Raw genomic sequence first — 26666 nt, 5'->3', positions numbered from 1 at the left:
CGGAACGTATTCATCAAGATCACCTCAGATCAGAGGGATGTTGCGACCGTTCCTTGAATCCGCCGTCCTTCGGAGGGCGGTCCGGTGCGATCGGCGGTGCGACCGGCGGCGATCATGCGGTCGGAGTGCGGGGCTCAGCGCTGCTGGGAGCGCAGCAGGTCGCGGATCTCGATGAGCAGCTCGACGTCGGTGGGCTCGGCCGGGCCGGCCTCCTCGCCGCTCTTGCGCCGGGCCTTGAGCGCGTTGAGCGGAACCACGATCACGAAGTAGACGACGGCGGCGACGATCAGGAAGTTGATCGCGGCGCCGATCAGGGCGGCGATGTCGACGTAGGTGCTCGTCTTCCCGGTGACCACCTCGAAGCCCAGCCCGCCGCCTTCGGGGGAGCCGATCGCGTTGATCAGCGGCTGGATGATCTTCGCGGTGAAGGCGGTGACGATGGCGCCGAAGGCGGCGCCGATGACGACCGCGACCGCGAGGTCGACGACGTTGCCCCGCAGAATGAAGTCCTTGAATCCCTTGATCATGGTTCTCCCCTTGGTCAGGTCCCGAGCTAGCGCAGGGTAACGGCGACCTGCTCCGACAGGGACGCAGCAGCCACGCGCGTCGCGATCCCGCGCGGCATCGCGACCATCACCAGGCGGCCCCGACCGGCCTTGTCCTCGGCCAGCACCGCGAGCACGGCCGCGTCGGAGGCGAGCAGGACGGGCTGGTCGGTGCGGCCGCCGACGGTGACCACGTCGACCCGGCTGCCGGGCACCAGCAGGGCGGCGACCCCGGCGTCGGCGAGCCGGACGGGCACCGCGGCATCACCGGGCCCGGCGCCGGAGGACGGTGACGCACCGACGAGGCGGATGTCGGTGATGGGCTCACCCGCGCGGGCCGCGCCGACGAGCACCCGCCCGTCGGCGTCGGCCGGATCCCGGAGCGCCCCGGCCGGGACGAGCTCGGCGGGCCACTCGCGGACGGCGAGATCGACGGCGCGGACGGTGGCGCCGGCCGGGATCTCCGCGGCCGCGACGGCGACCGGGACCCCGCCGGTGGCGCCGCGGGGGGCGAGGGCCAGGACCAGCGCGAGGCCGGTGAGCACGGCGGCCGCCAGCCGCCGGATCAGCAGCAGCCGTCGCCAGCCCGGCCCGGTGGCCACCGCGACGAGGCGGTGGCGCAGGCGGGGCGCGAGCCCGTCGGAAGTGGACATGCCCCGACGCTAGGACGACGGGGACACCCGCGGGCGTCGATCACCGAACCTGTGGACAACCCACCCGTGATGGGGACAACTCGCGATCAGCCGGTCAGGACGCCGCGGCCGACGGTGTACTGCTGGAGGACGACGACGTCGACGAGCTGTCCTTCTTGCCGGACGATCCCGACGATCCCGACGAGCTCTCGGAGGAGGTGCTGCTGCTGGAGGACGACGACTCGCTCTTCGCCTCGGTCTTGGTCTCGCCCTTGGGAACGGCACCCGCCCGGCTGTCGGTGCGGTAGAAACCGCTGCCCTTGAAGACGATCCCGACCGACGAGAACACCTTCCGCAGCGCGCCGGAACACACCGGGCACACCGTCAGGGATGCGTCGGAGAAGGACTGCACCGCATCGAACCTGTGGTCACAGGCGGTGCAGGCGTACTGGTAGGTGGGCACGTGATCCTCCGAGAACTGGCACTCGCACACAGAGAGTGCCAGCATAACCCGCTGGGATCACCAACTGTTCCCCAGTGCGACGAGACCCGCATCCGGAAGCAGGGCGTGCGTCACCCGCTGGTCGTGCGGTTCGACGGGCAGGCGGTCCACGAGCTCGTCGTCGTTGACCACGGCCACCTGCGGTGTTCCGGCCGCCACCAGCGGCAGGGTGCGGTCGTAGTAGCCGCCGCCCCGGCCCAGCCGGCCGCCGTCGCGGTCCGCGGCGAGCGCGGGGACGAGGACCAGCCCGGCGCTCGTGACGGCCGTGGGGTCCAGCCGTGGCCCCGTCGGCTCCCGCAGGCCCAGCGGGCCGGCCGCCAGCGCGTCGACGCCCTCGAACCGGGCCCAGCCCAGGGCGCCGGGCGTGGCGGGCACCACCGGCAGCAGCACCTCGTGGCCGGCGTCGCGCAGGGCCTCCACCAGCGCCGGCGTGCCCGGCTCGGCGCCCACGGGGAGGTAGGCGCACACCGGGCCGCCGGTGCCGGCCGCCAGAGCCACCGCGTGCCGGGTCAGCGCCTCGGCGCGGGCGGCCCGCACCGGCGCGGGCAGGGCCCGGCGGGCGGCCAGGAGCCGACGCCGCCAGTCGACCTTGGAGGTCTCTGCGCGTGCCGTCACCAGCGCAGGCTAGTGGCGCAGATAGGGTCCAGGCTCATGTCGACGTTCCGTACCGCCGTGGTCCCCGCCGCAGGCCTGGGTACCCGGTTCCTGCCGACCACCAAGACCGTTCCGAAGGAGCTGCTTCCCGTCGTCGACACACCGGGCATCGAGCTCGTGGCCGCGGAGGCCGCCGAGGCCGGTGCCGAGCAGCTCGTCATCATCACCTCGCCCGGCAAGGACGCGGTCGCCGCGCACTTCGCCGACTCCTCCGAGCTGGAGAAGACCCTCGCCGCCCGCGGCAAGGACAAGCTCGTCGCGAAGGTGCGCCGCGCCCACGACCTCATCGCCGTCCGCACCGCCACCCAGCACGAGCCGCTCGGGCTCGGGCACGCCGTCGGCTGCGCCCGTGAGGCCATCGGCGCCGACGAGGGTGCCTTCGCTGTACTGCTCCCCGACGACCTCGTGCTCCCGTCCGGGGTGCTGGCCCGGATGGCCGCCGTCCGCGAGCAGTTCGGCGGCAGCGTGCTCTGCGCGTTCGACATCCCGAAGGCGGAGATCTCGCCGTTCGGCGTCTTCGACGTCACCGACACCGACGACCCCGACGTCAAGCAGGTCCACGGCATGGTGGAGAAGCCCTCCGCCGAGGACGCGCCGTCCACCTACGCCGCCGCGGGCCGCTACCTGCTCGACGTCGCCGTCTTCGACGCGCTCGACCGGATCACCCCCGGCGCGGGCGGGGAGCTGCAGCTCACCGACGCCGTCCAGCTGCTGATCTCCGAGGGGCACCCGGTGCACGTGGTGGTGCACCGCGGTGGCCGCCACGACCTCGGCAACCCGGGCAGCTACGTGCGGGCGTTCGTCGACTTCGCGCTCGAGAGCCCCGAGTACGGCCCGGAGCTGCGGTCCTGGCTGACCGCCCGGCTGGAGCGCTGAGGGGCCCGTGCGGTCGGTCGACGAGCAGCTCGAGCGGGTCCTGGGGTCCGCGGTCCGGCCCGCCCCCGTGCGGTTGGCGATCGCGGAGGCCTACGGGCTGCGCTGCGCCGAGGAGGTCGTGAGCTCGCGGCCGCTCCCGGGCTTCGACATGGCGGCCATCGACGGCTACGCGGTGCGCAGCGTGGACGTCGGCGGCGCGGTCGAGGGGGACACGGTGGAGGTCCCCGTCGTGGGGGAGATCCCCGCCGGGTCCCGCCAGCCCCTGCGCCTGCAGCCCGGGCAGGCGGTCCGCATCGCCGCGGGCGCCCCGCTGCCGACGCTCGCCGACGCCGTCGTCCCGGTCGGGTACACCGACGGCGGGGACGCGCGGATCGTCGTCAGCCGGCGGGTGCCGTCGGCCGGGTTCGTCCGCCGCGTCGGCGAGGACGTCCAGCCCGGTGACGTGGCCGTGCGCCGCGACGCGATCATCGGGGCCGCCCAGGTCGGGATGCTGGCCGCGGCGGGCCGCGAGAAGGTCCTGGTCTACCCGAAGCCGCGCGTGTCGGTGATCTCCGTCGGCGACGAGCTCGTCGAGCTGGCCCGCACGCCGGGGGCCGGGCAGGTCGTCGACGTCTGCTCGCACGCCCTCACCGCCGCCGCCCGCGAGGCCGGGGCCGACACCTCGCGCGCCGGTCTCGTCCGCGGCGACGCCCGGGAGATCGGCGCCGCCGTGCAGGACCGGCTTCCGTTCAGCGACGTCCTCGTGGTCTGCGGCAACGTCGGCGGACGGGCGGGCGTCGAGATCCAGGCGGCGCTGGCCGGCCTGGGCGAGATCGACACCACCCGCGTGGCCATGCACCCCGGCTCGTCGCAGGGTTTCGGGCGGCTCGGGGCCGACGCCGTCCCGACGTTCCTGTTCCCGGCCCACCCGGCCACGGCCCTGCTGCTGTTCGAGGTGCTGGTCCGGCCGCTGCTGCGCGTCGCGCAGGGGCGCTCCGACCCGCACCGCCGCACCATGACCGCGCGCCTCACCTCGCCGGTCTCGTCGGTGGCCGGTCGCCGCGGGTACGTGCGCGCCAGATTGCTGCGCGAGCAGGCCACGGGCGACTACCTCGTCCAGCCCGTCGGCACGTCGGGCACGCATCTGCTGTCGTCGCTGGTGGACGCGAACGGGCTGATCGTGCTGCCCGAGGACCTCACGGAGGCCACCGTCGACGAGACGGTGACCGTCGCGTTCCTGCCGGTCCCCTGATCGCCGCGGGCCGATGGCGCACTCCTACCCGGACCCGGTCGGCGGCCGGCATCCGGGCTGGCCGGCCCGCCCCGGGATGCTGACGGTCCGGGCCGGCACGGTGGCGTTGCGCCCCGTCCGGCTCCGCGACGGGGCGGCCTGGTCGGCGATCCGGACCCGCGACGAGCGGCACCTCTCGCCGTGGGAGCCGACGATGCCGGGTGGCTGGGCCCGGCGCAACGCCCAGCCCGAGTGGCCGGGACGGTGGCTGCAGCTGCGGTCGGCGGCGCGGCGCGGGCAGGCGCTGCCGTTCGCGGTGACGCTCGACGACCGGTTCGTCGGCCACGTCATGATCGGCAACGTCCTGCGCGAGCCGCTGCTCTCGGCCTACGTCGGGTACTGGGTGGACTCGACGGTCACCGGTGGCGGCGTGATCACCGCGGCCGTGGCGCTGGCCGTCGACCACTGCTTCGACGTGGTGGGCCTGCACCGGCTGGAGGCCACGGTCCGCCCGGAGAACGGCGCGAGCATCCGGGTGCTGGAGAAGCTCGGTTTCCGCCAGGAGGGGCTGTTCCGCCGCTACCTCGAGATCGAGGGTGCCTGGCGGGACCACTTCTGCTACGCCATGACGGCCGACGAGCAGCCGGTCGGCGGGCGCACCGGACAGCTCGTCGCCGAGGGCCGCGCCACCCGGGTTTGACCCTCCGTTACCAGTGTGTGACCCAGCGTCCACCCACATGAGCACCACTCGTCACAGCAGTCCCCTGATCCTCACGAGTGAACCTGGCTGACACGGCGCGTCGCTGCCGCGTTCGCCCTCCGGTGCTCACTACCGTTGGCGAACGGAAGCGATCCCGCCTGGGGAGACGGTTCGCATCCGGACTGCGCCGTGGGGGGAGGAAGCAGCCGTGCCCAGTTCGATGATCTTTGTGGGACTGGTGGTCCTCTGGCTGCTGATCCTCGTCCCGGCGGTCGCACGACACCGCCAGGAGGTGGCCCGGCCCAGCGTGGCCGCGCTGTCCGGGCGGGTGCTCGAGCGGCCGCATCGGCGCCACACTGTGGAGGTGGACGCAATGGACGACTCCCGATCGGTCGCGACCCGGACGGAGCGCGAGGAACCGCGGGTTCCCGCAGCTCGCTCCGCGGGCGACCAGGCGACGGATGAGCCCGACGTCGCCGTCCTCGACAACGACAACGACAACGACGCCGACGCCGACGCCGACGCCGACGAGGGGTACGAGGAGGGCGACTACGCCGACGACCGCGTCTGGGAGCGCCCGCCACCCCGTTACCGTCCCGGCCGCGGCGGCTACGACCCGGAGGCCGCCGCGCTGGCGGCCCGGGCCCGCTACGGGTTCCGCCAGCGCGTGGTGCTTGTCCTGTTCGTGGTCGCCGCCGTCTCGGCGGTGGTGGCGGCCGTCGCGATCTCCACCGTCTGGTGGGTGCACGGTGCCGCCGACCTCGGGCTCGTGGGCTACCTGGCCTACCTCCGTCGACAGGTGCGGATGGAGGAGGCCATCAGGGACCGCCGCTCTGCGCGGATGGCGGGCACCCGTCGGCGTCCGGCTGCCGACGATCCCGATCTCGACGAGTGGGCCCAGCGCGGCCGCGAGGCCGTCCAGGTCGAGGACGAGGTGGAGGAGGACGAGCCTTTCGTCGAGGAGGGCAACGAGCTCGAGATCGAGGAGCCCGAGCGGGTGTCCGGCACCGGCGCCTCGCTGAGCACGGCCACCGAGCTCAAGGACCCGGTCGAGGAGAACGCCCTGCCCCGGCTGCGGCCGGCCCCACCCCTGGCCCTGCCTGCGGGAACGGCGCTGGTCCAGGCGGACGACGAGGACCCCGAGCTCTACGACCTCGACGGCCCGGTCCGGCCCGACTACCGGCGTGCGGTGGGGGAGTAGGCGGCTGATAGTGTCTTCCACGCCCGCCGGGAACGGCGGGCACCGGGGCTGTGGCGCAATTGGTAGCGCGTCTCGTTCGCATCGAGAAGGTCAGGGGTTCGATTCCCCTCAGCTCCACACCGGTTCCTGGTTGGCCCCACGGCCTGTCGATGATTCTCATCGGCAGGCCGTTCCCGTGTCGGGGAGGCGGTCGTGGTCGACGCCGGCGAGCGCCGCCGCCGACCACCTCAGGGCCCCACCACCCGCACGAGCAGGGACCAGCCGGTCCGTGTCCTGCGCGCCGGGCCCGTGATCGTCGCGGTCAGCGGGCCCCGGGCCGCGCGTCGGCGCAGGTCGCGGTAGGCGTTGCGCTCGGCCGCGGTGGCCGGGCGGGGGCCGCGGGTCGCCAGGTCCCACGCCAGCTCCGTCCCCGGCCGGAGGGCACGCAGGCGCAGGGGGGCGGGTCCCATCAGGAAGAGGCGGCCCTCGCGCTTCTCCACGGAACCGGTCACCGTCAGCTCGATGCCGCGGAACGCGTAGCCGCCGCCCGCCGAGCGAGCGATCTGCGCCGGCCAGCGCCGCAGGTCGGGCAGTCCGGTCCCGCGCAGGTGGACGACGGCGGTGGAGTCGGCGGTGTCGGCGACGGGATCGACCGCCGCCACGTCGTCGAGTCCGCTCAGCGCCTCGTAGGCGCCGCCCCAGCACGGGCCGAGGCCGTACGGGCACTGTGCGGTCAGGCCGACCGTCACGCGCGTCCCGGTCCGGTCCGCTCCGGGCCGTACGGGCGCCGCGGCCACCGCGCGGGCCGCGAACCGCGGTGCGGGCGCGGGGAGCAGCCGCAGGATCCGGGCCACCGACGGCACCCCGGCCTCGCTCAGGGCGAAGAGCATGTAGTGCCCGGGCGGGAGTCCGACGGGGGCCGTCAGCGCGGTGGTGCCGGGGAGGGCGACGAAGCGCTGGTTCTGGTCGAACGCGTGCGTCACCGAGCCCAGCCGCACGAGGCTGACGGTGGTGGCCCCCGGCGCCTCGACGGCGAACGGCTCGCCGGGCGTGATCTCGGCCGGCGCGTCGAGGATCTCCGGGCGGGGCCCGCGGAACAGGTAGGGCGGGTGGAAGACCTGCGCGTCGCGGTGGGTGTCGGCGGGCGCGTTCGGGGACGCCCCGACCATGAACTCGCCGCCTCCCGCACTCAGCACCGTCGCGTCGGGAAGGAGCAGCGCGGTGGCGTGGTAGCAGCGGTCGACGTCCTCGGCGGCCAGCTCCGTCCAGGTGTCGGCGGCCGGGTCCCACAGCTCGGCGGTGTGCACCGGTCGGCCCGGCGACACGTCGTTGAAGCCCGGACCGCCCGTCCCGCCCGTCACGAGCACGGTGCCGTCGGGCAGCAGCGTCGCGTTGTGCTGGCGGCGCCGGAAGGCCATGGGCGCGGCGGCCCGCCAGGTCGGGGGCGTGGCGGTGAGGTCGATGACCTCCGTGGCCGCGGTGGGGAGGTCCGTGCCGGCGTCGTTGCCGCCCCCGATGTAGGCCACCTTCCCCGGGGCGTAGTGCACCGACGGCGCGTACTGGCGGTCGCCGTTGATGCGCGGCCCCACCGGCGTCCACGAGTTCGCCCCCGTGTCCAGCAGGTAGGTGGTGGGGTTCGAGCCCGCCATGAACACGCGTCCGTCCGGTGCGACGTGCATCCGCGGGTACAGCGGCAGGCCGATGAAGTCGACGGTGGGCTGCCACGGCCCGCCGTCCCCGATCTCGGAGACGGTGCTGACCACGCTGTTGCCGTTGCCGTCGACGGCGCTGCCGGAGGCCACCAGGACCCGGCCGTCGGCCAGCGTGGTGACCGTCGGGTACCAGCGGCCGCCGTTCATCAGCGGCAGCGGGGTCCACGCGCCCGTCACGTGGTCGTAGGTGCACGCCTGGTTGACGCCGTCGCCGTCCGCCAGGTGCCCGCCCGCGACGAGCAGCCGGCCGTCGGGCAGGAAGACGTGGCCCGAGCAGAAGAGGTTGACGGTGGTGCCGTCAACGAGCGCGGGTCGCGCGGTGGGAGTGGTGGCGCCGGTGGCCGGGTCCCAGACGTGCGGCGTGCCGACGTGGTCGTTCATCGAGCCGTCCGGGTCGTCGCGGCGGCCCCAGAACAGGACGGTCCCGTCGGGCAGCAGGTGGGCGTGGATGGCGACGTTCGGCAGTGGGAGGACCGCGTCCCACCGGCCCACCTGTGCGGGATCGGCCATGACGTCCTCCTCGGTGCGGTGGGTCCCCCCGGGAGGAGAACCGGCAGGTGCCGCGCCTGATACCCGCACCTGCCAGGATGCGCGGCGTGACACGACTGCGCGCCGCCATCGCCCTGATCGGACTCGTCGTGGTGGTGGCGGTGCTCGCCGGGCTCGCGCTGCTGGACCCGTTCCACCTGCGCCACGCGCGGTGGTTCACGGCCGGGCTGGTGGGGTTGCTGCTGGTGCTGCTCACGGCGCTGCTGGCCGTGGTCGCGCGCCGCGGGCTGCTGCGCGCGATGGTGGTGCTGGTCGGGGTCGTGGCGCTGCTCGGCTGGGGTGCGTTCGTGTACGGGGCGAGCCGGTTGACCGGCACCAACACGGAGGTGCTGCGCGTGGCCGACGGGGGTCGCAGCCTCGTGGTCCTGCAGGGCACGGGGTCCACCGTCGAGCCGGTGTACGCCGTGGTGCTGCGCGCGGGCGGCGGGCCGTTCGAGCAGGAGACGCTGGTCTACCAGGGCGCGGAGGGCTCGCCGCCGCCGTCGCTGACGCGGTTCGTCGACGCGCACACGGTGTCGGTCGAGACGCTCGGCGGCTGCCGGTACCGCTCGACGGTCGAGGACGTGACGCTGGCCGTGGACCCGGTGTTCCGGCCGCTGACGGGCCGCAGCTGCTGACACCTGTCAGGTGGACGCGTGACGCGGGGGACTGGGGCCGTTCCGTCCGGTTCGTGATGATCGACGTATGAGATCACCAGCCGTCCGCATCGCCGTTCTGGCCGCGTCGGTCGCCATCGCGGGCACCTCGTGCGCCGCACCGGGTCCACCGCTGCCGCACCCGCCCGAGGCCGCCCCGGCCGTCTGGACGGCGTGCGGGGAGGCCACCGACTGCGCCACCGTCTCGGTGCCCGTCGACTACGCGGAGCCCGAGGGCGAGACGATCGGCGTCGCGCTCGTCCGGCACCGGGCCACCGATCCCGCCGGGCGACTCGGCGCGCTGCTCTACAACCCGGGCGGCCCCGGCGCCCCCGCCTCCACGGCCATCCGCGCGATCGGCAGGCCCGGCGACCCGTTCGGCCCCGACCTCGCCGCACGCTACGACATCATCGGCATGGACCCCCGTGGCGTCGGTGGCAGCGAGCAGGTGGAGTGCCTGCCCGAGGCGCGGCGCGAGGAGCTCCTGCGCGTCGACCGCGACGTGACGCTGCCGGGGCAGCTGCCACTCGCCGCTCTCGACCGCGACGCCCGGGAGCTCGGTGCGGGCTGCGCGAAGAACGTGGATCCCGCGCTGCTGCCCCAGCTCTCCACCGACAACGTCGCCCGCGACATGGACCAGGTCCGGGGCGCGCTCGGCGAGGAGAAGATCAGCTACCTCGGCCAGTCCTACGGCACCCTGCTCGGCGCCACCTACGCCACGCTGTTCCCCGAGCGCGTGCAGCACATGGTGCTCGACGCGCCGGTCGACCCCGTCACCTGGCAGCAGGACCCGCTCGGCGCCACGGAGCAGCAGACCGTCAGCGCGGAGGAGGTGGTCGACGCCTACTTCGCGACCTGCGCCGCCGAGGGTGCGGTGTGCCCGTTCGGCGACGGGAAGCCGGCCGAGGCGTTCGACGCGCTGGTGCGCCGCCTGGAGGCCGAGCCGCTGCAGACCCCGCCCACCGGCAACCTGCCCGCCGGACGCGTGGACGGCGCGGCCCTGCTCGACGCGGCGCGCTCCGCGGCGTTCGCGCCACAGCTGTGGCCGGTTCTCACCACCGCGCTCGTCTCGGCGGAGAAGGGGGACGGCGCCCTGGTCACGGCACTCGGCCAGCTCCTGCTGCGCGATCCCGACGGCAGCCTCAACGGGCTCACCGAGTCGAACGTGGCCGTGAACTGCCTCGACCGGGTCTTCCCCACCTCCATCGGCGCCTACGAACGCAACGCCGAGGAGATCGCCAAGGTCGCGCCGCGGTTCGGGAAGCAGTCCGGCTACATCTTCCTGCCGTGCCGGGACTGGCCGGCCACGAACCCCGACCGCTTCCTCGACCCGCTGGACGGCGCCGGAGCGCCGCCGATCCTCGTGATCGGCAGCCGGACCGACTCGCAGACGCCCTACCCGTGGGCGGTGTCGATGGCCGACCGGTTGAACTCCGGCGTGCTGCTCACCCGTGAGGGCATCGGGCACGGCTCGGTGGGTATCGGCAACCCGTGCATCACCGCCGCGGTGAACGGGTTCTTCCTCGGCGGCGTGGTACCGGCCGACGGGGCGAGCTGCGAGCAGGCTCCGCCGACTACGCAGCCTCTGCCGCAGGCGGGCTGACCTCGCGCCCCGCGATCGCGGCATCGGGTCATGCGGGGTGTCGAGCGCTCAGAACGGGGCCGGTTCGTCGTCGGTGGTGACGCGGTGACCAGTCGTCGCCAGGTGCTCGACGGATCGGCGGCGAGCTCGCGGGCCCGGGCGGCGGTGATCGGGCGAACCCGGCCAACCCGGCCGGCTCCTCACTCCCACCCCGCAGGGAATCGAGCGGCCCGATGACCCGGATCTGGACGGAAACGTTGGTGGTCGCTGTGCGGGTGCCGCACCGGGGCGCGATCCCGGGTAGCCGACTCGGCTGCGCTCACGGCGCCGCTGCGGCAGAAACCCGCTCGGCCCAGCACGGATCGGTCAGCGCATCCGCGCGACGGGCGTCCATCGAGCGCTCGTCGCTGCTGCCACAAGCACGGGCGTGTGGTCCGGTACGGCGAACACCCCGACCGCCTCCGCCGCCGGCAGGTTCGCCGACAGGGTGGCCATCCGTGGCGCTCGGGATCGAGCACCACCGACCGGCCGCGGGTCTTGCACTCCCTCCGCCGCTCGGCCGCGGCGGCGGGAGCCCACTTCACCGCCCGGGCGACCGCGGCCCGGAGCCGGCCGTGGGTCTGGTGCGGGGCCCGCGGCAGGACTTTCCCACGGCCCTCGGCGATGATCCGGGCCACGACAGCGTTGCAGCGAATGTGTGTGCACGTGTGAACGCCGGACCGGGGCGGTGGTGATCCGGTTCGGTCGGCCTGCAGGGGCGGGAGGCGGCGTCGTCGACCTCGGGCTTGATCCGGACGAGCTGGAGCTCCCGCCTGTGCTCACCGCCGTTCGACGAGATCGTGGCGCCTCGCGGTGACGTCGGACGCGACAGCCGGGCCGGACCCGGTTGTCTCCCTCGGCGCGGGCCCGAGTTCCCTGCTACGCATCTCCCGATCGGCTCCCGCCGGACCGGGGAAGCTCACCGCGGACCGTCGGCCTCCGGCTGCGCCTCGGCGATGCTGGTCGGCGGTACGAGGCCCGCGTCGCCGGGCTGCAGCACCACCATCACGAACGTGACGTCCACGTCCCCCGCGCAGCTGTAGCGGTGGGGGGCGTGGGCCTGGAAGAGCACGGTGTCGCCGGGGCCCAGGGTCTGCTCGGTGGCGCCGACCCGCAGACCGAGACGGCCCGACCGCACCGACAGCACCTCCTGTGTGCCCATCGGGTGCGCCTCGCCGTCGAACGTGTCGCCGGGGCGCAGCGTCCAGTCCCACAGCTCGACGACGTCGGGCGGGTCGGTGCCGATGCGGAACACCGCGCTGCTGCCCGCGGCGCTGCTCCACAGCCGGGCGGCCTCGGCGTCGCGGCGGATCACCACGCGCGGCTCGGCGTCGCCGTCGACGAGGGACGCGACGCCGACCCGCAGCGCCGCGGCCAGCCCGACGAGCGTGCCGATGCTGGGGTTGCCGCGGGCGGTCTCGATCTGGATCACCGTGCCGCGGCTGACCCCGGCCGCGGCGGCGAGGGCGTCGATGGTCATACGGCGCTGCTGACGCAGGGCGCGGACGTTGCGCCCGACCGCGGCGGCGACGGCATCGGGGGACTGCATGGGAATCAGTGTGCACAGGGGGTCGGGAAAGAGCTACTTTGATGGTCCATCAAGTACGTTCTAGTGAACTGAGACGACGATGTCCGTGCCCATCGCCCTGCCCGCCGCCCTCGTCTACGGCGTCGCGGACTTCACCGGCGGGCTCGCCTCCCGCCGCGCACCGGTGTTGGCCGTCACGGCGGGGGTGCAGGGCGTCGGGCTGATCGCCCTGCTGCCGTTCGTGTTCCTGGTGGTCGGTGCGCCATCGGGGGCGGCGTTCGGGGTGGGCGCCGCGGGCGGGCTCGCGGGCGCCACGGGGCTGCTGCTCTACCTGCGCGGGCTGGCCGTCGGGCCGATGGGGGTGGTGGCGCCGCTGTCGGCCGTGGTCGGCGCCGGGCTGCCGCTGGTGATCGGCATCGTGTGGGGTGAGCGGCCCGGCGTGCTGACGCTGGTCGCAATCGCCGTCGCCCTCGTCGCGATCCTGCTGGCCACCGCGGGTACGGCCCCCGGCACGGGCGCGCGCCTCGGCCCGCTGCTGGGCCTGGGCGCAGGGATCGGTTTCGGCCTGTTCTTCGTCGCCCTGGACGCCACGCCGCCCGACTCCGGCCTGTGGCCGCTGGTGGCCGGCCGCCTGACCACGGCTCCCGTCCTGACGGTGCTGGCGCTCCTGCTGACCCCCCGCGAGTCGGCGGTTCCGGCTGACCGGGTCCGCGGTTCCGGGGGCTCCCGGATCGGTCGACTCGGCCTCCTGAAACCGCCGACTCGCGGGTTGGTGGGGGTGTCCGGGGTGTTCGACACCGGGGCCAACGTGCTGTTCCTGCTCGCCACGCGCACCGGGGACCTCGGGGTGAGCGCGGTGATCGTCTCGCTCTACCCGGTCGTCGTGGTCCTGCTGGCCCGGTTCGTGCTCAAGGAGCGGCTGACGGGGATGCAGATCGGCAGCGCGGGGCTGGCGCTGGGCGCGAGCGTGCTGCTGGCCGTGGGTTCCTGATCAGGCGCGCCAGCTGGGCAGCCAGAGCTCCGCGTCCCACTGGGCTGCGGTGATCGGCAGGCCGTCGAGGATCGGGAAGAGCCAGATGAAGTTGGCCACGATGAGCCCCACCCACAGCCCGACCACGAGAAGGCCGGTCTGCCGGCGCTCCTTCGACGCGCCGGCGCGGCCGAGGATCTCGCCCATCACGAGCACCGTGCCGATGACCAGGAACGGCACCAGCGGCGTCATGTAGAAGAAGAACATCTGGCGGCTGATGTCGAGGAACCAGGGGACGATGCCCGCGCCGTACGCGACGAGCACCGCGGCCCAGCGCCAGTCGAAGCGTGTGACGAGGCGCCACAACCCGAACAGCAGCACCGGGATGGCCGGCCACCACAGCGCCGGGGTGCCGACGAGCATCACGGCGCTGACGCAGTCGGTGCTGCCGCAACCCGTGACGTCCTGGCCCGACGCGTAGTAGTAGAGCATCGGGCGCAGCCCCATCGGCCACGTCCACGGCTTGGACTCCCACGGGTGGACGCCCGCCGAGGCCGTGGTGAGGCCCTGGTGGAACTCCAGCACCTTGCCCTGGAAGTAGACGAAGCCCTGGAACGCCTCGGGCAGGAACGACAGGAGACCGCCCGGCTGCACCTTCTCGCCGACGGCGTAGCGGTCGACGGCGGTCTCGCTGCCCCACCAGGCCCACCACGACGCGAGGTAGACCAGCACCGGCAACAGCGCGAGAGCCCAGACGCCGGGCAGGACGTCGCGGCGGATCGTGCCCCACCACGGACGCCGGACGCCGGCGTTGCGGCGGGTGGTGAGGTCCCACAGCACGGTGAGCACGGCGAACGCGAGCACCCAGTAGATGCCCGACCACTTGACGGCGCAGCCCATCCCGAGCAGCACGCCCGTGGCGAGCCGCCACCACCGCACACCCATCCGCGGGCCGAACGGGGAGTCGTGGACCCGCCGCTGGGCGACGACCACGGCCATCCGCGCGCGCACGTCGTCGCGGTCGCAGACCATGGTGCAGAACGCGGCGAGCACGAACAGCGCGGAGAAGATGTCGAGCATCCCCATCCGCGACTGGACGTGGGAGAGGCCGTCGCAGATCAGCAGGACGCCGGCGACGCCGCCGAGCAGCGTGGAGCGGGTGAGCCGCCGCGCCACGCGGACCAGCAGGAACACGCACAGCACCCCGGCCAGCGCCGCCGACACCCGCCAGCCCACGCCGTTGTAGCCGAAGACGAGCTCGCCGATGGCGATGAGCTGCTTGCCCAGCGGGGGATGCACCACCAGCTCGAAGCCCGGGTTGTCCTCCACGCCGCCGTTGCGCAGCATCTGCCAGGCCTGCGGCACGTAGTGCTTCTCGTCGAAGACGGGGGTGCCGCCGTCGGTGGGGTGACCGAGTCCGGCGAACCGCACGACGGCGGCCACCAGCGTGATCACCGCGGTGACGATCCAACCGCGCAGCCGGTCGGTGGGCGGCGGGGCGCCGAGGACGTCACGCGGGTCGGCGGGCGCGCGCGTGAACGGCGGGGAGTCGCCGACGGGGGTGTTGCCGTCCGCCGAGTCGTCGTCGCTCGCGGGACGGCTGGCGTGCCGCGGGGAGCCGACGGTGTGGGTGGCCACGCGCCCGATCGTAGGCTGCCTGCTGTGTCCTCCGAATCAGCTCCCGGTCGTCTCGTGCTCGCGGCCACCCCCTTGGGTCAGGCCGGTGACGCCTCGGCGCGGCTGGTGGAGGCGCTCGGGACCGCCGACGTGGTCGCCGCGGAGGACACCCGCAGGGTGCGTGCGCTCGCCTCCGCGCTCGGCGTCCACATCACCGGCAAGGTCATCAGCCACTACGACGCCGTCGAGGCCGCGCGGTTGCCGGGCCTGCTCGACGACGTGCGGGGCGGCCGCACCGTGCTCGTCGTCAGCGACGCGGGGATGCCCGCCGTGTCCGATCCCGGCTACCGGATCGTGGCCGCCGCCGCGGCCGAGGGCCTGCCGGTGACGTGCCTGCCCGGCCCGTCCGCGGTGACGACGGCGCTGGTGCTCTCCGGCCTGCCCTGCGAGCGCTTCTGCTTCGACGGCTTCGCGCCGCGGCGTGGTGGGGACCGGCGGCGCTGGCTGGAGACGCTGGTGGCGGAGTCGCGGGCGGTCGTGTTCTTCGAGTCACCGCACCGCCTGGCCGAGACGCTCGCCGCGGCCGTCGAGGTGCTGGGGGCCGACCGCCCCGCCGCCGTGTGCCGGGAGCTGACGAAGACCTACGAGGAGGTGCTGCGCGGTCCGCTGCACGAGCTCGCCGCGTGGGCCGCCGGCAACCAGGTGCGCGGGGAGATCACCGTCGTGCTGGCCGGGGCGGCGCCGAGCGGGGCGCCCACCGTCGAGTCGCTGGTGGGGGCGGTGCACGAGCGGGTGGCCGACGGGGAACGGCTCAAGGACGCCGTGAGCGCGGTGGCCACCGCGGCGGGGGTGCCGAAGCGCGATCTCTACGCGGCGTCGCTCGCGGCGCGATGATTCCGGGGCACGTCGGTCGGTCACTGCCTGTGTGAAGCCGCAACGCATCTACCGCACCGAGATCCTGCCCCTCGTGGAGGCCGAGCGCCTCGACCTCGCCGACTTCCTCGAGTCCCTCGACGACCACGAGTGGGCCGAGCCGTCGCTCTGCCCCGGCTGGACCGTCCACGACGTGGCCGCGCACCTGACCCTCTCGACGCGCCAGAGCTCCCTCGTGACGCTCGCCCGCGTGCTGCGCGCCCGCGGTGACATCGACGCGGTCTTCGCCGCCTGGGCCCGCGCCCGCTCGGCCGCGTACGACCCCGCGGAGGTGACCGCCCAGCTCCGCGCCACGGCCGGCTCGACGCACCGCATGGTGATCAGCAGCCCGTTCGACCCGCTGCTGGACATCCTGGTGCACGGCCAGGACATCGCCCGCCCGCTGGGCCGGGAGCGCCCCGTGCTCGCCGAGCGGGCGATCCCGGCGCTCGGGCACGCCTGGACCAGCTCGTTCTACGGGGCGCCGGAGCGCTTCGCGGGCCTGCGCTTCGTGGCCACCGACGCCGACTGGTCCACCGGTGACGGTCCCCTGGAGGTGCGCGCCCCGGTGGGCGACCTGCTCCTGCTGGCAACGGGCCGGACGGCGGGCCTGGAGGGGGTGTCGGGCCCGGGAGCGACGGAGGCCGCCGAGCGGATCGCCGGCGCGGACGCCTCCCGTGCGCGGAAATCAGGGCTGGAGCACTGATTTCCGCGCACGACCGGGCACGGCCTAGTGGGCGGTGGTCGGGTTGGTCAGCGGGCGGTCGGCGCGGAGCTTGCGTGCCAACGGCTCCACCACCCGCGCCGCGACCGGGCCCAGCACCGCCATCAGCAGCACGTACGTGGTGGCCAGCGCAGCGAGCTCACCGTCCACCGCGGCGTAGGAGACGGCCAGGCCGGCGATGACGATCGAGAACTCGCCGCGGGCCACCAGCGCGGCCCCGGCTCTCGCCCGGCCGAGCGGGCCGATGCCCTGCCGCCGGGCCGCCCACCAGCCCGTCGCGAGCTTCGTGAGGGTCGTCGACACCGCCAGCACCACGGCCCAGCCCAGCACCGGCGGAATCGAGGCGGGGTCGGTGTTGAGGCCGAACACCACGAAGAACACCGCGGCGAACAGGTCCCGCAGGGGCTCGAGCATCTTCGTGGCGTTCTCGGCGGTGGAGCCGCTGATCGCGATGCCCAGCAGGAACGCCCCGACGGCCGCCGACACCTGCATCGCCGACGCGAAGCCGGCCACGAGCAGCGCCGCGCCGAGCACCTTGAGCAGGAACACCTCGCGGTCGGGGGAGTCGACGATCGCCGAGACGAACCGGCCGTAGCGCAGCGCCACCACCAGCACGACGGCGAGCACGCCCGCCGCGATCCCCACGGCCGTCAGCCCGCCGACGAGCGAGACGCCCACCAGCACCGCGGTGAGGATCGGCAGGTACAGCGCCATGACGAGGTCCTCGAACACGAGGATCGACAACACCACGGGCGTCTCGCGGTTGCCCAGGCGGCCGAGGTCGCCGAGGACCTTCGCGATGATCCCCGACGACGAGATGTAGGTGACCCCGGCCATCACGAACGCCCCGATGGGCCCCCACCCGAGGATCAGGGCGACGGCTGCTCCGGGTGCCGTGTTGAGCACGATGTCGAGCAGCCCGGCCACCCACGACCGTCTCAGCCCCGTGACCAGCTCCGCCGCGGAGTACTCCAGCCCCAGCAGCAGGAGCAGCAGCACCACGCCGATCTCGCCGGCCAGCGACGTGAACTTCTCGATGCCGCCCAGCGGCAGCAGCCCGCCCTCCCCGAAGACGAGCCCCCCGATCAGGTAGAGCGGGATGGGCGAGAGCCCGATGCGTCCGGCGAAGCGTCCGAGCAGACCGAGGCCGAAGAAGACGGCTCCCAACTCGATGAGCTCCAGCGACGTGTCGGTCATCCGCGCTTGAGGATCCTGACCGCGTTGTCGAGCCCTTCCGACGTGCCGACGGTGACCATGAGATCACCTGCGGTCAGGGTGAAGTCGGGCGTGGGGCTGGGGTGCACCTGACCCGCGCGCATCACGGCGACGACGGAGACGCCGGTGCGGGTGCGCAGCGCGGTGTCGCCCAGGGTGCGGCCGTCGAACGGCGGGCCGACGGGGATCTGCCGCGTGTGGATGCCGGGGAGGTCACGGTGCTCCTCGGTGAGCTGCGCGACGAGCTGCGGGGCGCCCAGCAGGTTGGCCAGCGCGCCGGCCTCGTCGGCCGACAGGGGTAGCTCGGCCAGACAGGCGTCCGGGTCGTCGGACTTGGAGATGATCAGCTCGATCTTCCCGTCCCGATGGGTGACGACACCGATACGTCGTCCACCCCGGAGCGCGAAGTCCTTGCGGACTCCGATTCCGGGCAAAGGGGTCACCTCGACATTCACCACACCACCGTAACCGCCCGTGTGACGGGGTCGGCGGTTAACGGGGTGGCCCCACGGGGAACGTGATCACATGACGGCACCCCACGTCCTCGTCCTCTTCGGCGCCTCGGGCGACCTGGCGAAGCGCAAGTTGTTCCCCGGGCTGTTCCATCTCCACCGCGCGGGGCTGCTGCCCGACGTCCGGATCATCGGCACGGGGCGGCACTCGCCGGGAACCGACGAGGAGTTCCGCGCGAAGGTGGCCCCGGAGGACGGCGGAGCGGAGTGGGACGAGTTCGCCGCGACCATCCGGTTCGTCGTGTCGTCCGCCGAGGACGGTGACGACCTCGCCACGGCCGTCGCGGAGGCCGAGAAGGACCTGCGTGATGGCGATGGGGGTGACGACGGCGTCCGCCGGCTGCTCTACCTCTCGGTACCCCCGTCGGCCATGCAGCCGATGATCGCGATGCTGGAGTCCACCGGGCTGCACGAGCGCGCGCACCTGGTGCTGGAGAAGCCGTTCGGCCACGACCTCGCGTCGGCGAAGGAGCTCAACGCCACCGTGCTCGACGTCTTCGACGAGTCCGCGGTGTTCCGCATCGACCACTTCCTCGGCAAGGAGGCGGTGCAGAACATCCTGGCGCTGCGCTTCGCCAACGGGCTCATGGAGCCGGTCTGGAACTCCCGCCACATCGCCTACGTCCAGATCGACGTGCCGGAGGAGATCGGCATCGAGGGACGCGCCTCGTTCATGGAGTCCACCGGCACGTTCCGGGACATGATCTCCACGCACCTGTTCCAGCTGCTCGGGTTCGTCGCGCTGGAGCCGCCGGTCCGGCTCGATCCCGACTCGCTGCACCAGGAGAAGGCCAAGGTCTTCCGCGCCGTGCGCGAGCTGGACCCGTCGAAGGTCGTGTTCGGGCAGTACGACGGCTACCGCGACGAGGAGGGCGTCGCCGACGACTCCACCCGCGAGACGTTCGTGGCGCTGGAGGCCTACATCGACAACTGGCGCTGGCACGGCGTCCCGTTCTTCCTGCGCACCGGGAAGGCGCTGGCCGAGGGGCGGCGCACGATCACGCTCGGGTTCCGGGAGCCGCCGCTGCGGATGTTCCCCGGCGACCCCGACGGCAGCCCCAACGAGCTCGTGCTGGAGCTGACCGACGAGCCCGAGATCTCCCTCGAGGTGCGGGCGAAGGTCCCTGGGCCGGGCTTCCACCTCAAGCACGCGCGGCTGGACCTCAAGTTCGAGGAGGCGTTCGACGCCGAGCCGCTGGAGGCCTACGAGAAGCTGCTGCTCGACGCGATGGAGGGCAACCACCTGCTGTTCACCAGCACCGTCGAGGTGGAGCAGCTCTGGGAGCTGTGCGACCCGGTGCTCGCCGACCCGCCCGAGGCGCTGCCGTACGAGCAGGGTTCGTGGGGCCCCCAGGCGGCGCTGGAGCTGCCGGGTGGGCGCGGGTGGAGGCTCCCCGGGAAGTGAGCGACCTGCCCATCGCCGAGCACGGCCTGATCGGGGATCTCCGGTCGGCCGCGCTCGTCGGCACCGACGGCACGATCGACTGGTTCTGCCCTCGCCGCTTCGACGCGCCCAGCGTGTTCGCCGCCCTGCTCGACGGGGGCGGCGGGCACTGGACGATGGCGCCCACGTGCGAGGTGGCGGCGCGCAGCCAGTTCTACTTCCCCGACTCGGCCGTGCTCGTCACGCGGTTCCTCACCGAGCACGGCATCGTCGAGGTCCAGGACTTCATGCCGGTGCTGCGCCGCGACGATCCCGACCACCACCAGCGGCTGGTCCGCCGGGTCGTCGGGGTGCGGGGCACCGTCGGGATGCGCACCGAGATCGCCCCGCGGCCCGACTACGCGCGGTCCGACGCCATCGCGAAGGCCGTACCCGGCGGCGTCTGGTTCTCCGGTGACGACCTGGCGCTCGGGCTCGGGGCCACCGTCGGCATCGACGTGTCCGGCGACGTCACGGCCGGCTTCGTACTGGACGAGGGTGCGAGCGAGATCTTCGTGCTCGACGTCGCGGACGCCGGAGCCGAGCCGCCGGTCGACCTGCGCCCCACCGAGGTCGACGCGCTGTTCGACGCCACCGTCGTGTTCTGGCGCGGGTGGCTCGCCACGTCGAGCTACACCGGGCGCTGGCGCGAGGTCGTCCACCGCTCGGCGATCACGTTGAAGCTGCTGACGCACGAGCCGTCCGGTGCCGTCGTGGCGGCCCCGACGATGGGCCTGCCCGAGCAGCTGGGCGGCGAGCGCAACTGGGACTACCGCTACGTCTGGCTGCGCGACGCCGCGTTCTCGCTGTACGCGTTGCTGCGCCTGGGCTTCACGGCCGAGGCGGAGGCGTTCGTCGGCTGGCTGACCGATCGTTTCGCCGCTCCGCGGGACGGCGAGAGCGGCCCGTTGCGCGTCATGTACACGATCGACGGCGAGCCGCCGCCCGACGAGGGGCCGCTCGCGCACCTCGCGGGCTACCGCGACTCGGCGCCCGTGCTCGTCGGCAACGGGGCGGGCGACCAGCTGCAGCTCGACGTCTACGGCGAGATCATCGACTCGGTCTACCTGTTCGACAAGTACGGCAGCGGCATCTCCCACGGCGACTGGGAGAACCTGTGCGTGGTGATCGACTGGCTGCGCGAGCACTGGGACCAGCCCGACGAGGGCATCTGGGAGACCCGCGGCGGTCGCGGCGACCACGTCTACTCGCGGCTGATGTGCTGGGTGGCGCTGGAGCGCATGATCCGGATGGCGCGCCGGCGGGGCCTGCCCGGCGACCTGACGGGCTGGACCACCACCCGCGACGAGATCTACCGGCAGATCATGGACAAGGGCTGGGACGCCGAGCGCGGCGCGTTCGTGCAGCGCTACGGCTCCACCACCCTCGACGCGTCACTGCTGCTGATGCCGATGGTGAAGTTCGTGGCGCCGACCGAGCCGCGGTTCCTGTCCACACTGGACGCGATCCGGAACGAGCTGGTGGTGGACACGCTCGTGTTCCGGTACGACGCCGCCGACGGCCTCGACGGGGACGAGGGCACCTTCTCGATGTGCTCGTTCTGGTACGTCGAGGCGCTGACGCGGGCCGGACGGCTGGACGACGCGCGCGTCGCGCTGGAGAAGATGTTCACCTACGCCAACCACCTCGGCCTCTACGCGGAGGAGATCGGGCTGACCGGCGACCAGCTGGGCAACTTCCCCCAGGCCTTCACCCACCTGAGCCTGGTCAGCGCCGCGATCAACCTCGACCGTGCGCTCAGGTGAGCCGGCATCCTCGGCCCATGCGTGGCGCGATGCTCGAGGTCCCCCGGTCGGTGCTCGACGAGCGTCGACAGCTGGGCATCGACGGGCGCGACGAGATGTGGAGCGGGGTCGTGCACATGGTTCCTCCGGTGGGCGGCCCGCACCAAGGACTGAACACGCGGTTCCTCATGGTGGTCGGCCCGCTGGCCGAGCAACGGGGTCTGGTGCCGCACACGGAGACCGGCCTCTTCCGCTCCGATGCCGACTACCGCGTACCCGACCAGCTCTACGCACGGGCGGAGCAGCTCTCGGAGCGGGGTGTCGAGGGCGCTGAGGTCGTCGCGGAGGTGCGGTCGCCGCGCGACGAGACCTACGAGAAGTTCGACTTCTACATCGCGCTCGGCGTACGTGAGGTGCTCGTTCTGCACCCCGGTGACCGGCGGGCCGAGCTCTTCCGCCTGATCGAGGACCGGCTGCTGCCCGTGTCGACCTCAGGTGGCGTCGCGGAGTCCGAGGTGCTTGGCATCGGCCTGTCCACCGTCGAGGGCAAGCTGCGGATCACCTGGTCGGACGGCTCCGCCGACATCTGACCGGGCGTCGAAACCGGTTGGTGGCCTGGGCATACGCTGGTGTGCATGAGCTCTCGCGTGCTGACCGCCGTGGCATGGCCCTATGCCAACGGCCCGCGGCACATCGGCCACGTCTCCGGTTTCGGTGTGCCCTCCGACGTCTTCTCCCGGTACCGCCGGATGATCGGCGACCAGGTGCTGATGGTCAGCGGCACCGACGAGCACGGCACGCCCATCCAGGTGCAGGCCGACGCCGAGGGGCTCACCCCGCGCCAGCTCGCCGACAAGTACAACGGTGTGATCACGCGTGACCTGCAGGGTCTCGGGCTGAGCTACGACCTGTTCACCCGCACCACCACCACGAACCACTACGAGGTGGTGCAGCAGCTGTTCCTCGCGCTGCACAGGAACGGGTACGTGTACGCGAAGTCGGCGATGGGCGCGATCAGCCCGTCCACCGGGCGCACGCTGCCCGACCGCTACGTCGAGGGCACGTGCCCGATCTGCGGTTACGAGGCCGCGCGCGGTGACCAGTGCGACAACTGCGGCAACCAGCTCGATCCCGCCGACCTGCTCAACCCGCGCTCGAAGATCAACGGTGAGACGCCGAAGTTCATCGAGACCGAGCACTTCTTCCTGGACCTGCCCGCGTTCGCGGAGTCGCTGGGGACGTGGCTGTCCACGCGCACCGACTGGCGTCCGAACGTCCTGAAGTTCTCGGCCAACCTGGCCGCCGACCTCAAGCCGCGCGCCATCACCCGCGACCTCGACTGGGGGGTGCCCATCCCGCTCGACGGCTGGAGCAACCAGCCGATGAAGCGCCTCTACGTCTGGTTCGACGCCGTCATCGGCTACCTGTCCGCCTCGGTGGAGTGGGCGCGCCGCGGCCCGGACGCCGACGCGTGGAAGCAGTGGTGGTGCGACCCCGAGGCCCAGGGCTACTACTTCATGGGCAAGGACAACATCGTCTTCCACTCCGTGATCTGGCCGGCGCTGCTGCTGGGCCAGAACGGCGCGGGCGACAAGGGCGGCACGCCGGGTGCGTTCGGCACGCTGAACCTGCCGAGCGAGGTCGTCTCGTCGGAGTACCTGACGATGAGCGGGTCGAAGTTCTCCACGAGCCGCGGCACGGTGATCTACGTGGGCGACTTCCTGGAGGAGTTCGGCCCGGACGCGCTGCGCTACTTCATCTCCGTCGCCGGCCCGGAGAACCAGGACACCGACTTCACCTGGGACGAGTTCGTGCGCCGCACCAACTTCGAGCTGGCCAACGAGTGGGGCAACCTCGTCAACCGCTCGATCTCGATGGCGCACAAGAACGTCGGCGCCATCCCGAAGCCGGTGTCGCCGGCCGACGCCGACCACGAGCTCCTGGCGATCTCGAAGGCGGGCTTCGACACCGTGGGCGGCCTGCTGGCCCGCAACCGGTTCAAGCAGGCGGTCGGCGAGGCCATGCGGGTCGTCACCGCGGCCAACCGGTACCTGTCCGACCAGGAGCCGTGGAAGCGCAAGGACGACCCCGACCGCCGCGACACGATCCTGCACACCGCGCTGCAGGTGGTCTCCGACGCCAACACGCTGCTCACGCCGTTCCTGCCGCACTCCGCGCAGCAGGTGCACGAGGCGCTGGGCGGCAGCGGGGTCTGGGCGGCCCAGCCGGAGATCCGCCAGGTCGACGACCTCGGCGACGGCCCCGCATACCCGGTGATCACCGGTGACTACGCCGCGGAGCAGGCGGAGTGGCAGAGCACGCCGATCGAGGTCGGCAAGCCGCTGGGCAAGCCCAGCCCGATCTTCACGAAGCTGGACCCGGAGCTGGGCGAGACCGGCCCGGACTGGGCCCCGATCGCGAAGTGACCCGGCCATGCGCTGACGCGCCCGTGCGCGGATATCGGTGCCAGAGCACCGATATCCGGGCACGAGCCCCGGAGGGGCCGACGTGACCCGGCGCGCGGCTCCGGAGCCGCCGGAGCCGCTGCCCGCCCCCACCGTCGACTCCCACACGCATCTCGACGCGTGCGGGTGCGAGACGGCCGCGGACGTCACGGCCGCCATGGACCGGGCCGCCGCGGTCAACGTCACGCGGGCCGTCACCGTCGCCGACGACCTGCCCTCGGCGCGCTGGGCGGTGCGGGCGGCGTACTGGGACGCCCGGGTGGCCGCCGCCGTGGCCCTGCACCCGACGCGCACCGCCGCCGTCACCGACGAGGAGTTCGCGGAGATCGAGCGGCTCGCCGCCGACCCGCGCGTCGTCGCGGTGGGGGAGACGGGCCTGGACTACTACTGGGACTACTCGCCGCCCGAGGCCCAGCAGGCGTCGTTCCGATGGCACATCGACCTCGCCAAGCGGCTCGGCAAGCCGTTGATGATCCACGACCGCGAGGCCCACGACGACGTGCTGCGGATCCTCCGCGAGGAGGGGCCGCCGGACACGGTGGTGTTCCACTGCTTCTCCGGCGACGCGGCCATGGCGCGCGAGTGCACGGACGCGGGTTACGTGCTCTCGTTCGCGGGCCCGGTGACGTTCAAGAACTCCCACGCGCTCCGGGAGGCGGCCGCGCTCGTTCCGGCCGATCAGATCCTCGTGGAGACCGACGCGCCGTTCCTCACCCCGCACCCGCACCGCGGCCGGGCCAACGAGCCGTACTGCCTGCCGTGGACGGTCCGGGGCCTCGCGGCCCTACGCGGCGTTTCCGACGAGCGGCTTGCCGCGGAGGCCGAGCGTAACGCCGAGCGGGTGTTTCGCCTCGGCGAGCTGCCGTCTGTCCCGTCGCCGGACACGCTCAGCGCAGCCAATGCACGTTCGGCGTAGCGCAGCGGCCGCTCGGCGCTCACTCCGCGTTGCGACGCGAACACTTCACTCACAGCCCGTTACGGTTCCGTGATCGCTCAAGCCGGGGTGGGGAACGCTCCCCAGCAGTGCGGTCACGGTGGTCCGGGGCGCTCCCTGAGATCCACTGCCTTCGGGCCACCGTGACCGTATTTTCCTCCCCTGCCCGGTCCGCCGAGGTCAGGATTGCTGTGGTCGACGTCTCTGCGCGTGCGCGGCGCCAAGCCGCGCGCGCCCGCGTGGATCTCCACCCCGGTTCGGGCGTCGACGACGTCTTCGTGGACTGGTACGGCAATCCCGACGGGTTCCCCGCCCCGTCCGCCACGCCCTCGGTCGAGCCGACCGAGGCGCCGCGGCGCCGCGTCCCGTCCGCGGCCGCCAACCTGATCACCGGTCGGCCGCACGCGTACGACCGGTCGATCCTCGACGTCCCCGTCCCGGACCTCGACCTGACCGGGCCGATGCCGCTGATCGGGGCGGATCTCTTCGCCCCCGCCTCGCGACCGGACCACGACGACGCCCCCACCGGCCAGATCCCGCGCATCGACGCCCCCGTCACCGAGGCGTTCGTCGCCCGGACCGGGCCGATGCCGGCCGTCGCGCCCCCGGCGCCGGTGGCCGAGCCCGGGCGGCCGGTCTCCGGTCGGCGTCGCGCCGACCGCAGGCCCACCGCTCCCGCCAGGTCCGCTCCCGCCCGCACGCTGGTGCGCGGCGTCGTGCTCGCCCTGATCCTCACCGCGACCGGCGGCGGGGCCGCCGCGCTGGCGATGGACAAGACCGTCACGATCACCGTCGACGGGCAGGACCGCACGGTCCACACGTTCGCCTCCGACGTCGCCGGGGCCCTGAGCTCCGCCGGAATCGACCCCGCGTCCCAGGACCGCATCGAGCCCGCCCTCCCCACCGGGCTCGCCGACGGCGACCACGTGATCTTCAGCCGGGCCCGGCCGCTGACCCTCGACGAGGGCGGCGTGCAGCGTCAGATGTGGACCACGGCGGCGTCGGTCAGCGAGGCGCTGACCAGCCTGGGCATCGACGCCCAGCCGATCCAGATGTCCGCCTCCCCGACCGCCGAGATCCCGCTGACGGGTATGGCCCTGACCCTCAAGGTCCCGCGCACCGTCTCGCTCACCGACGGCACCGGCGCGAAGGTGCCCGTCACCACCGACACGGGCACCGTGGCGGGCCTGCTCGAGCAGAAGCGCATCGTGCTCGGCCCGGACGACACCTCGATCCCCAGCGGCGACACCCCGCTCACCGACGGGATGGCCGTGCAGGTCGTCCGCAACGGTGTCGGTGAGGTCGTTGAGACCCGCGAGGTCCCGCCGCCGGTGCAGAAGGTCGACGACCCGACGCTGGCGCGCGGCAAGGAGGTGGTCGTCGACAAGGGCAAGCCGGGCGAGACCACCGCGATCATGCGGGTGTACGTGCAGAACGGCAAGGAGATCCGCCGCGAGCAGGTCCGGGCCGGCGACACCACCCCGCCCACGCCGCGCGTCGTCAAGGTCGGCACGAACGACGACATCGCCACCGCCCCCGCCGTCGACGACGGCAGCGTCTGGGACCGCATCGCGCAGTGCGAGGCCACCGGCAACTGGGCCATCAACACCGGCAACGGCTACTACGGCGGCCTGCAGTTCGACGCGGGCACCTGGCGGGCCTACGGCGGCACCGAGTACGCGCCGCTGCCCCATCAGGCCACCCGCGAGGAGCAGATCGCGGTGGCGCAGAAGGTGCGCGACGACCGTGGTGGGGGCTACGGCGCCTGGCCGGCGTGCTCGCGGAAGCTGGGCCTCCCTCAGTGA

Annotated in this window: 24 protein-coding genes and 1 tRNA gene; 16 read left to right on the top strand and 9 right to left on the bottom strand. The window is 73.2% G+C overall.

What is annotated here, in order from left to right:
• Window positions 1–134: 134 nt before the first annotated feature.
• The 4 genes from mscL to BGP03_RS24160 form a co-directional block, all read right to left on the bottom strand.
• Window positions 135–527 (bottom strand): large conductance mechanosensitive channel protein MscL, encoded by a 393-nt coding sequence (mscL, locus tag BGP03_RS24175; RefSeq protein ID WP_296375739.1) that lies wholly within the window; start codon window positions 525–527, stop codon window positions 135–137.
• A 26-nt stretch (window positions 528–553) separates the two neighbouring features.
• A complete protein-coding gene (locus tag BGP03_RS24170; RefSeq protein ID WP_298799865.1) occupies window positions 554–1198 on the bottom strand; it encodes an SAF domain-containing protein in 645 nt (214 codons plus the stop codon).
• A 94-nt stretch (window positions 1199–1292) separates the two neighbouring features.
• A complete protein-coding gene (locus tag BGP03_RS24165; protein WP_296375743.1) occupies window positions 1293–1640 on the bottom strand; it encodes an FmdB family zinc ribbon protein in 348 nt (115 codons plus the stop codon).
• Between the two features lie 57 nt (window positions 1641–1697).
• Complete coding sequence (locus tag BGP03_RS24160; protein WP_296375745.1) at window positions 1698–2294, bottom strand: 5-formyltetrahydrofolate cyclo-ligase; 597 nt, start codon at window positions 2292–2294, stop codon at window positions 1698–1700.
• Window positions 2295–2330: 36 nt separating this feature from the next.
• Between BGP03_RS24160 and BGP03_RS24155 the strand changes: the two genes are divergently transcribed.
• From BGP03_RS24155 to BGP03_RS24135, 5 genes are all read left to right on the top strand, one after another.
• Window positions 2331–3209, top strand: a complete 879-nt coding sequence (locus tag BGP03_RS24155) for a UTP--glucose-1-phosphate uridylyltransferase (RefSeq protein WP_296375747.1) — start codon at window positions 2331–2333, stop codon at window positions 3207–3209.
• 7 nt (window positions 3210–3216) lie between these two features.
• Window positions 3217–4440, top strand: coding sequence for a gephyrin-like molybdotransferase Glp (gene glp, locus BGP03_RS24150; RefSeq protein ID WP_296375749.1), 1224 nt, complete (start codon window positions 3217–3219; stop codon window positions 4438–4440).
• A 13-nt stretch (window positions 4441–4453) separates the two neighbouring features.
• The gene (locus BGP03_RS24145; protein ID WP_296375751.1) at window positions 4454–5119 is read left to right on the top strand and encodes a GNAT family protein; all 666 of its coding nucleotides are present in this window, start codon (window positions 4454–4456) and stop codon (window positions 5117–5119) included.
• 208 nt (window positions 5120–5327) lie between these two features.
• Window positions 5328–6320, top strand: a complete 993-nt coding sequence (gene glpR, locus BGP03_RS24140; protein ID WP_299737589.1) for a gephyrin-like molybdotransferase receptor GlpR — start codon at window positions 5328–5330, stop codon at window positions 6318–6320.
• Between the two features lie 44 nt (window positions 6321–6364).
• Window positions 6365–6437: transfer RNA gene (locus BGP03_RS24135), tRNA-Ala, on the top strand.
• A gap of 110 nt (window positions 6438–6547) precedes the next feature.
• Here the strand turns inward: BGP03_RS24135 and BGP03_RS24130 are convergent.
• Entirely contained in the window at window positions 6548–8521 is a 1974-nt protein-coding gene (locus tag BGP03_RS24130) for a glyoxal oxidase (protein WP_296375755.1), read from the bottom strand.
• An 86-nt stretch (window positions 8522–8607) separates the two neighbouring features.
• On the opposite strand from BGP03_RS24130, the gene BGP03_RS24125 reads away from it, so the two are divergent.
• Window positions 8608–9177 (top strand): hypothetical protein, encoded by a 570-nt coding sequence (locus BGP03_RS24125; protein WP_296375757.1) that lies wholly within the window; start codon window positions 8608–8610, stop codon window positions 9175–9177.
• Between the two features lie 67 nt (window positions 9178–9244).
• A complete protein-coding gene (locus BGP03_RS24120; protein WP_298799867.1) occupies window positions 9245–10798 on the top strand; it encodes an alpha/beta fold hydrolase in 1554 nt (517 codons plus the stop codon).
• A 937-nt stretch (window positions 10799–11735) separates the two neighbouring features.
• Here the strand turns inward: BGP03_RS24120 and BGP03_RS24115 are convergent.
• Window positions 11736–12365: an XRE family transcriptional regulator gene (locus BGP03_RS24115; protein WP_296375760.1), complete on the bottom strand. Its 630-nt coding sequence runs from the start codon at window positions 12363–12365 to the stop codon at window positions 11736–11738.
• A gap of 79 nt (window positions 12366–12444) precedes the next feature.
• Here BGP03_RS24115 and BGP03_RS24110 point away from each other — a divergent pair, with 79 nt between their 5' ends.
• Window positions 12445–13335: an EamA family transporter gene (locus tag BGP03_RS24110; protein WP_298799868.1), complete on the top strand. Its 891-nt coding sequence runs from the start codon at window positions 12445–12447 to the stop codon at window positions 13333–13335.
• Here the strand turns inward: BGP03_RS24110 and BGP03_RS24105 are convergent, their stop codons facing one another.
• Complete coding sequence (locus BGP03_RS24105) at window positions 13336–14952, bottom strand: phospholipid carrier-dependent glycosyltransferase (RefSeq protein WP_296375764.1); 1617 nt, start codon at window positions 14950–14952, stop codon at window positions 13336–13338.
• A 24-nt stretch (window positions 14953–14976) separates the two neighbouring features.
• Here BGP03_RS24105 and rsmI point away from each other — a divergent pair, with 24 nt between their 5' ends.
• Both rsmI and BGP03_RS24095 read left to right on the top strand, forming a co-directional pair.
• Window positions 14977–15825, top strand: a complete 849-nt coding sequence (gene rsmI / locus BGP03_RS24100; protein ID WP_296375766.1) for a 16S rRNA (cytidine(1402)-2'-O)-methyltransferase — start codon at window positions 14977–14979, stop codon at window positions 15823–15825.
• A gap of 31 nt (window positions 15826–15856) precedes the next feature.
• Complete coding sequence (locus BGP03_RS24095) at window positions 15857–16549, top strand: maleylpyruvate isomerase family mycothiol-dependent enzyme (RefSeq protein ID WP_298799869.1); 693 nt, start codon at window positions 15857–15859, stop codon at window positions 16547–16549.
• Between the two features lie 24 nt (window positions 16550–16573).
• On the opposite strand, the gene BGP03_RS24090 is transcribed toward BGP03_RS24095, so the two are convergent.
• Entirely contained in the window at window positions 16574–17764 is a 1191-nt protein-coding gene (locus BGP03_RS24090) for a cation:proton antiporter (protein WP_298799870.1), read from the bottom strand.
• Entirely contained in the window at window positions 17761–18237 is a 477-nt protein-coding gene (locus tag BGP03_RS24085) for a cation:proton antiporter regulatory subunit (protein WP_298799871.1), read from the bottom strand. Before BGP03_RS24085 ends, BGP03_RS24090 begins: the two co-directional genes overlap by 4 nt.
• Before the next feature lie 70 nt (window positions 18238–18307).
• Between BGP03_RS24085 and zwf the strand changes: the two genes are divergently transcribed.
• The 6 genes from zwf (at window position 18308) to BGP03_RS24055 (ending at window position 26666) form a co-directional block, all read left to right on the top strand.
• Window positions 18308–19699 (top strand): glucose-6-phosphate dehydrogenase, encoded by a 1392-nt coding sequence (gene zwf / locus BGP03_RS24080; RefSeq protein ID WP_296375774.1) that lies wholly within the window; start codon window positions 18308–18310, stop codon window positions 19697–19699.
• Window positions 19696–21483 carry a glycoside hydrolase family 15 protein gene (locus BGP03_RS24075; RefSeq protein WP_298799872.1) on the top strand — a complete coding sequence of 596 codons (1788 nt, stop codon included), beginning with the start codon at window positions 19696–19698 and terminating at the stop codon, window positions 21481–21483. The genes zwf and BGP03_RS24075 overlap by 4 nt, the downstream gene beginning before the upstream one ends.
• A 17-nt stretch (window positions 21484–21500) precedes the next feature.
• Window positions 21501–22052, top strand: coding sequence for a Uma2 family endonuclease (locus BGP03_RS24070; RefSeq protein ID WP_298799873.1), 552 nt, complete (start codon window positions 21501–21503; stop codon window positions 22050–22052).
• Window positions 22053–22097: 45 nt separating this feature from the next.
• The gene (gene metG, locus BGP03_RS24065; protein ID WP_298799874.1) at window positions 22098–23888 is read left to right on the top strand and encodes a methionine--tRNA ligase; all 1791 of its coding nucleotides are present in this window, start codon (window positions 22098–22100) and stop codon (window positions 23886–23888) included.
• Window positions 23889–23970: 82 nt separating this feature from the next.
• A complete protein-coding gene (locus BGP03_RS24060; protein WP_296375779.1) occupies window positions 23971–24843 on the top strand; it encodes a TatD family hydrolase in 873 nt (290 codons plus the stop codon).
• Between the two features lie 209 nt (window positions 24844–25052).
• Window positions 25053–26666 carry a resuscitation-promoting factor gene (locus BGP03_RS24055; protein ID WP_298799875.1) on the top strand — a complete coding sequence of 538 codons (1614 nt, stop codon included), beginning with the start codon at window positions 25053–25055 and terminating at the stop codon, window positions 26664–26666.

The sequence above is a fragment of the Pseudonocardia sp. 73-21 genome (genome assembly GCF_001899645.1).
Lineage (GTDB): Bacteria > Actinomycetota > Actinomycetes > Mycobacteriales > Pseudonocardiaceae > Pseudonocardia.
Note: the sequence above shows the minus strand (reverse complement) of the source record. Positions and strands in the feature narration are given on the sequence as shown.

What these genes read in the sequence shown, in the direction of transcription:
- mscL (WP_296375739.1), bottom strand. Translation starts at nt 527, where the DNA reads ATGATCAAGGGATTCAAGGACTTCATTCTGCGGGGCAACGTCGTCGAC.
- BGP03_RS24170 (WP_298799865.1), bottom strand. Translation starts at nt 1,198, where the DNA reads ATGTCCACTTCCGACGGGCTCGCGCCCCGCCTGCGCCACCGCCTCGTC.
- BGP03_RS24155 (WP_296375747.1), top strand. Translation starts at nt 2,331, where the DNA reads ATGTCGACGTTCCGTACCGCCGTGGTCCCCGCCGCAGGCCTGGGTACC.
- BGP03_RS24145 (WP_296375751.1), top strand. Translation starts at nt 4,454, where the DNA reads ATGGCGCACTCCTACCCGGACCCGGTCGGCGGCCGGCATCCGGGCTGG.
- BGP03_RS24130 (WP_296375755.1), bottom strand. Translation starts at nt 8,521, where the DNA reads ATGGCCGATCCCGCACAGGTGGGCCGGTGGGACGCGGTCCTCCCACTG.
- BGP03_RS24120 (WP_298799867.1), top strand. Translation starts at nt 9,245, where the DNA reads ATGAGATCACCAGCCGTCCGCATCGCCGTTCTGGCCGCGTCGGTCGCC.
- BGP03_RS24115 (WP_296375760.1), bottom strand. Translation starts at nt 12,365, where the DNA reads ATGCAGTCCCCCGATGCCGTCGCCGCCGCGGTCGGGCGCAACGTCCGC.
- BGP03_RS24110 (WP_298799868.1), top strand. Translation starts at nt 12,445, where the DNA reads ATGTCCGTGCCCATCGCCCTGCCCGCCGCCCTCGTCTACGGCGTCGCG.
- BGP03_RS24090 (WP_298799870.1), bottom strand. Translation starts at nt 17,764, where the DNA reads ATGACCGACACGTCGCTGGAGCTCATCGAGTTGGGAGCCGTCTTCTTC.
- zwf (WP_296375774.1), top strand. Translation starts at nt 18,308, where the DNA reads ATGACGGCACCCCACGTCCTCGTCCTCTTCGGCGCCTCGGGCGACCTG.
- BGP03_RS24070 (WP_298799873.1), top strand. Translation starts at nt 21,501, where the DNA reads ATGCGTGGCGCGATGCTCGAGGTCCCCCGGTCGGTGCTCGACGAGCGT.
- metG (WP_298799874.1), top strand. Translation starts at nt 22,098, where the DNA reads ATGAGCTCTCGCGTGCTGACCGCCGTGGCATGGCCCTATGCCAACGGC.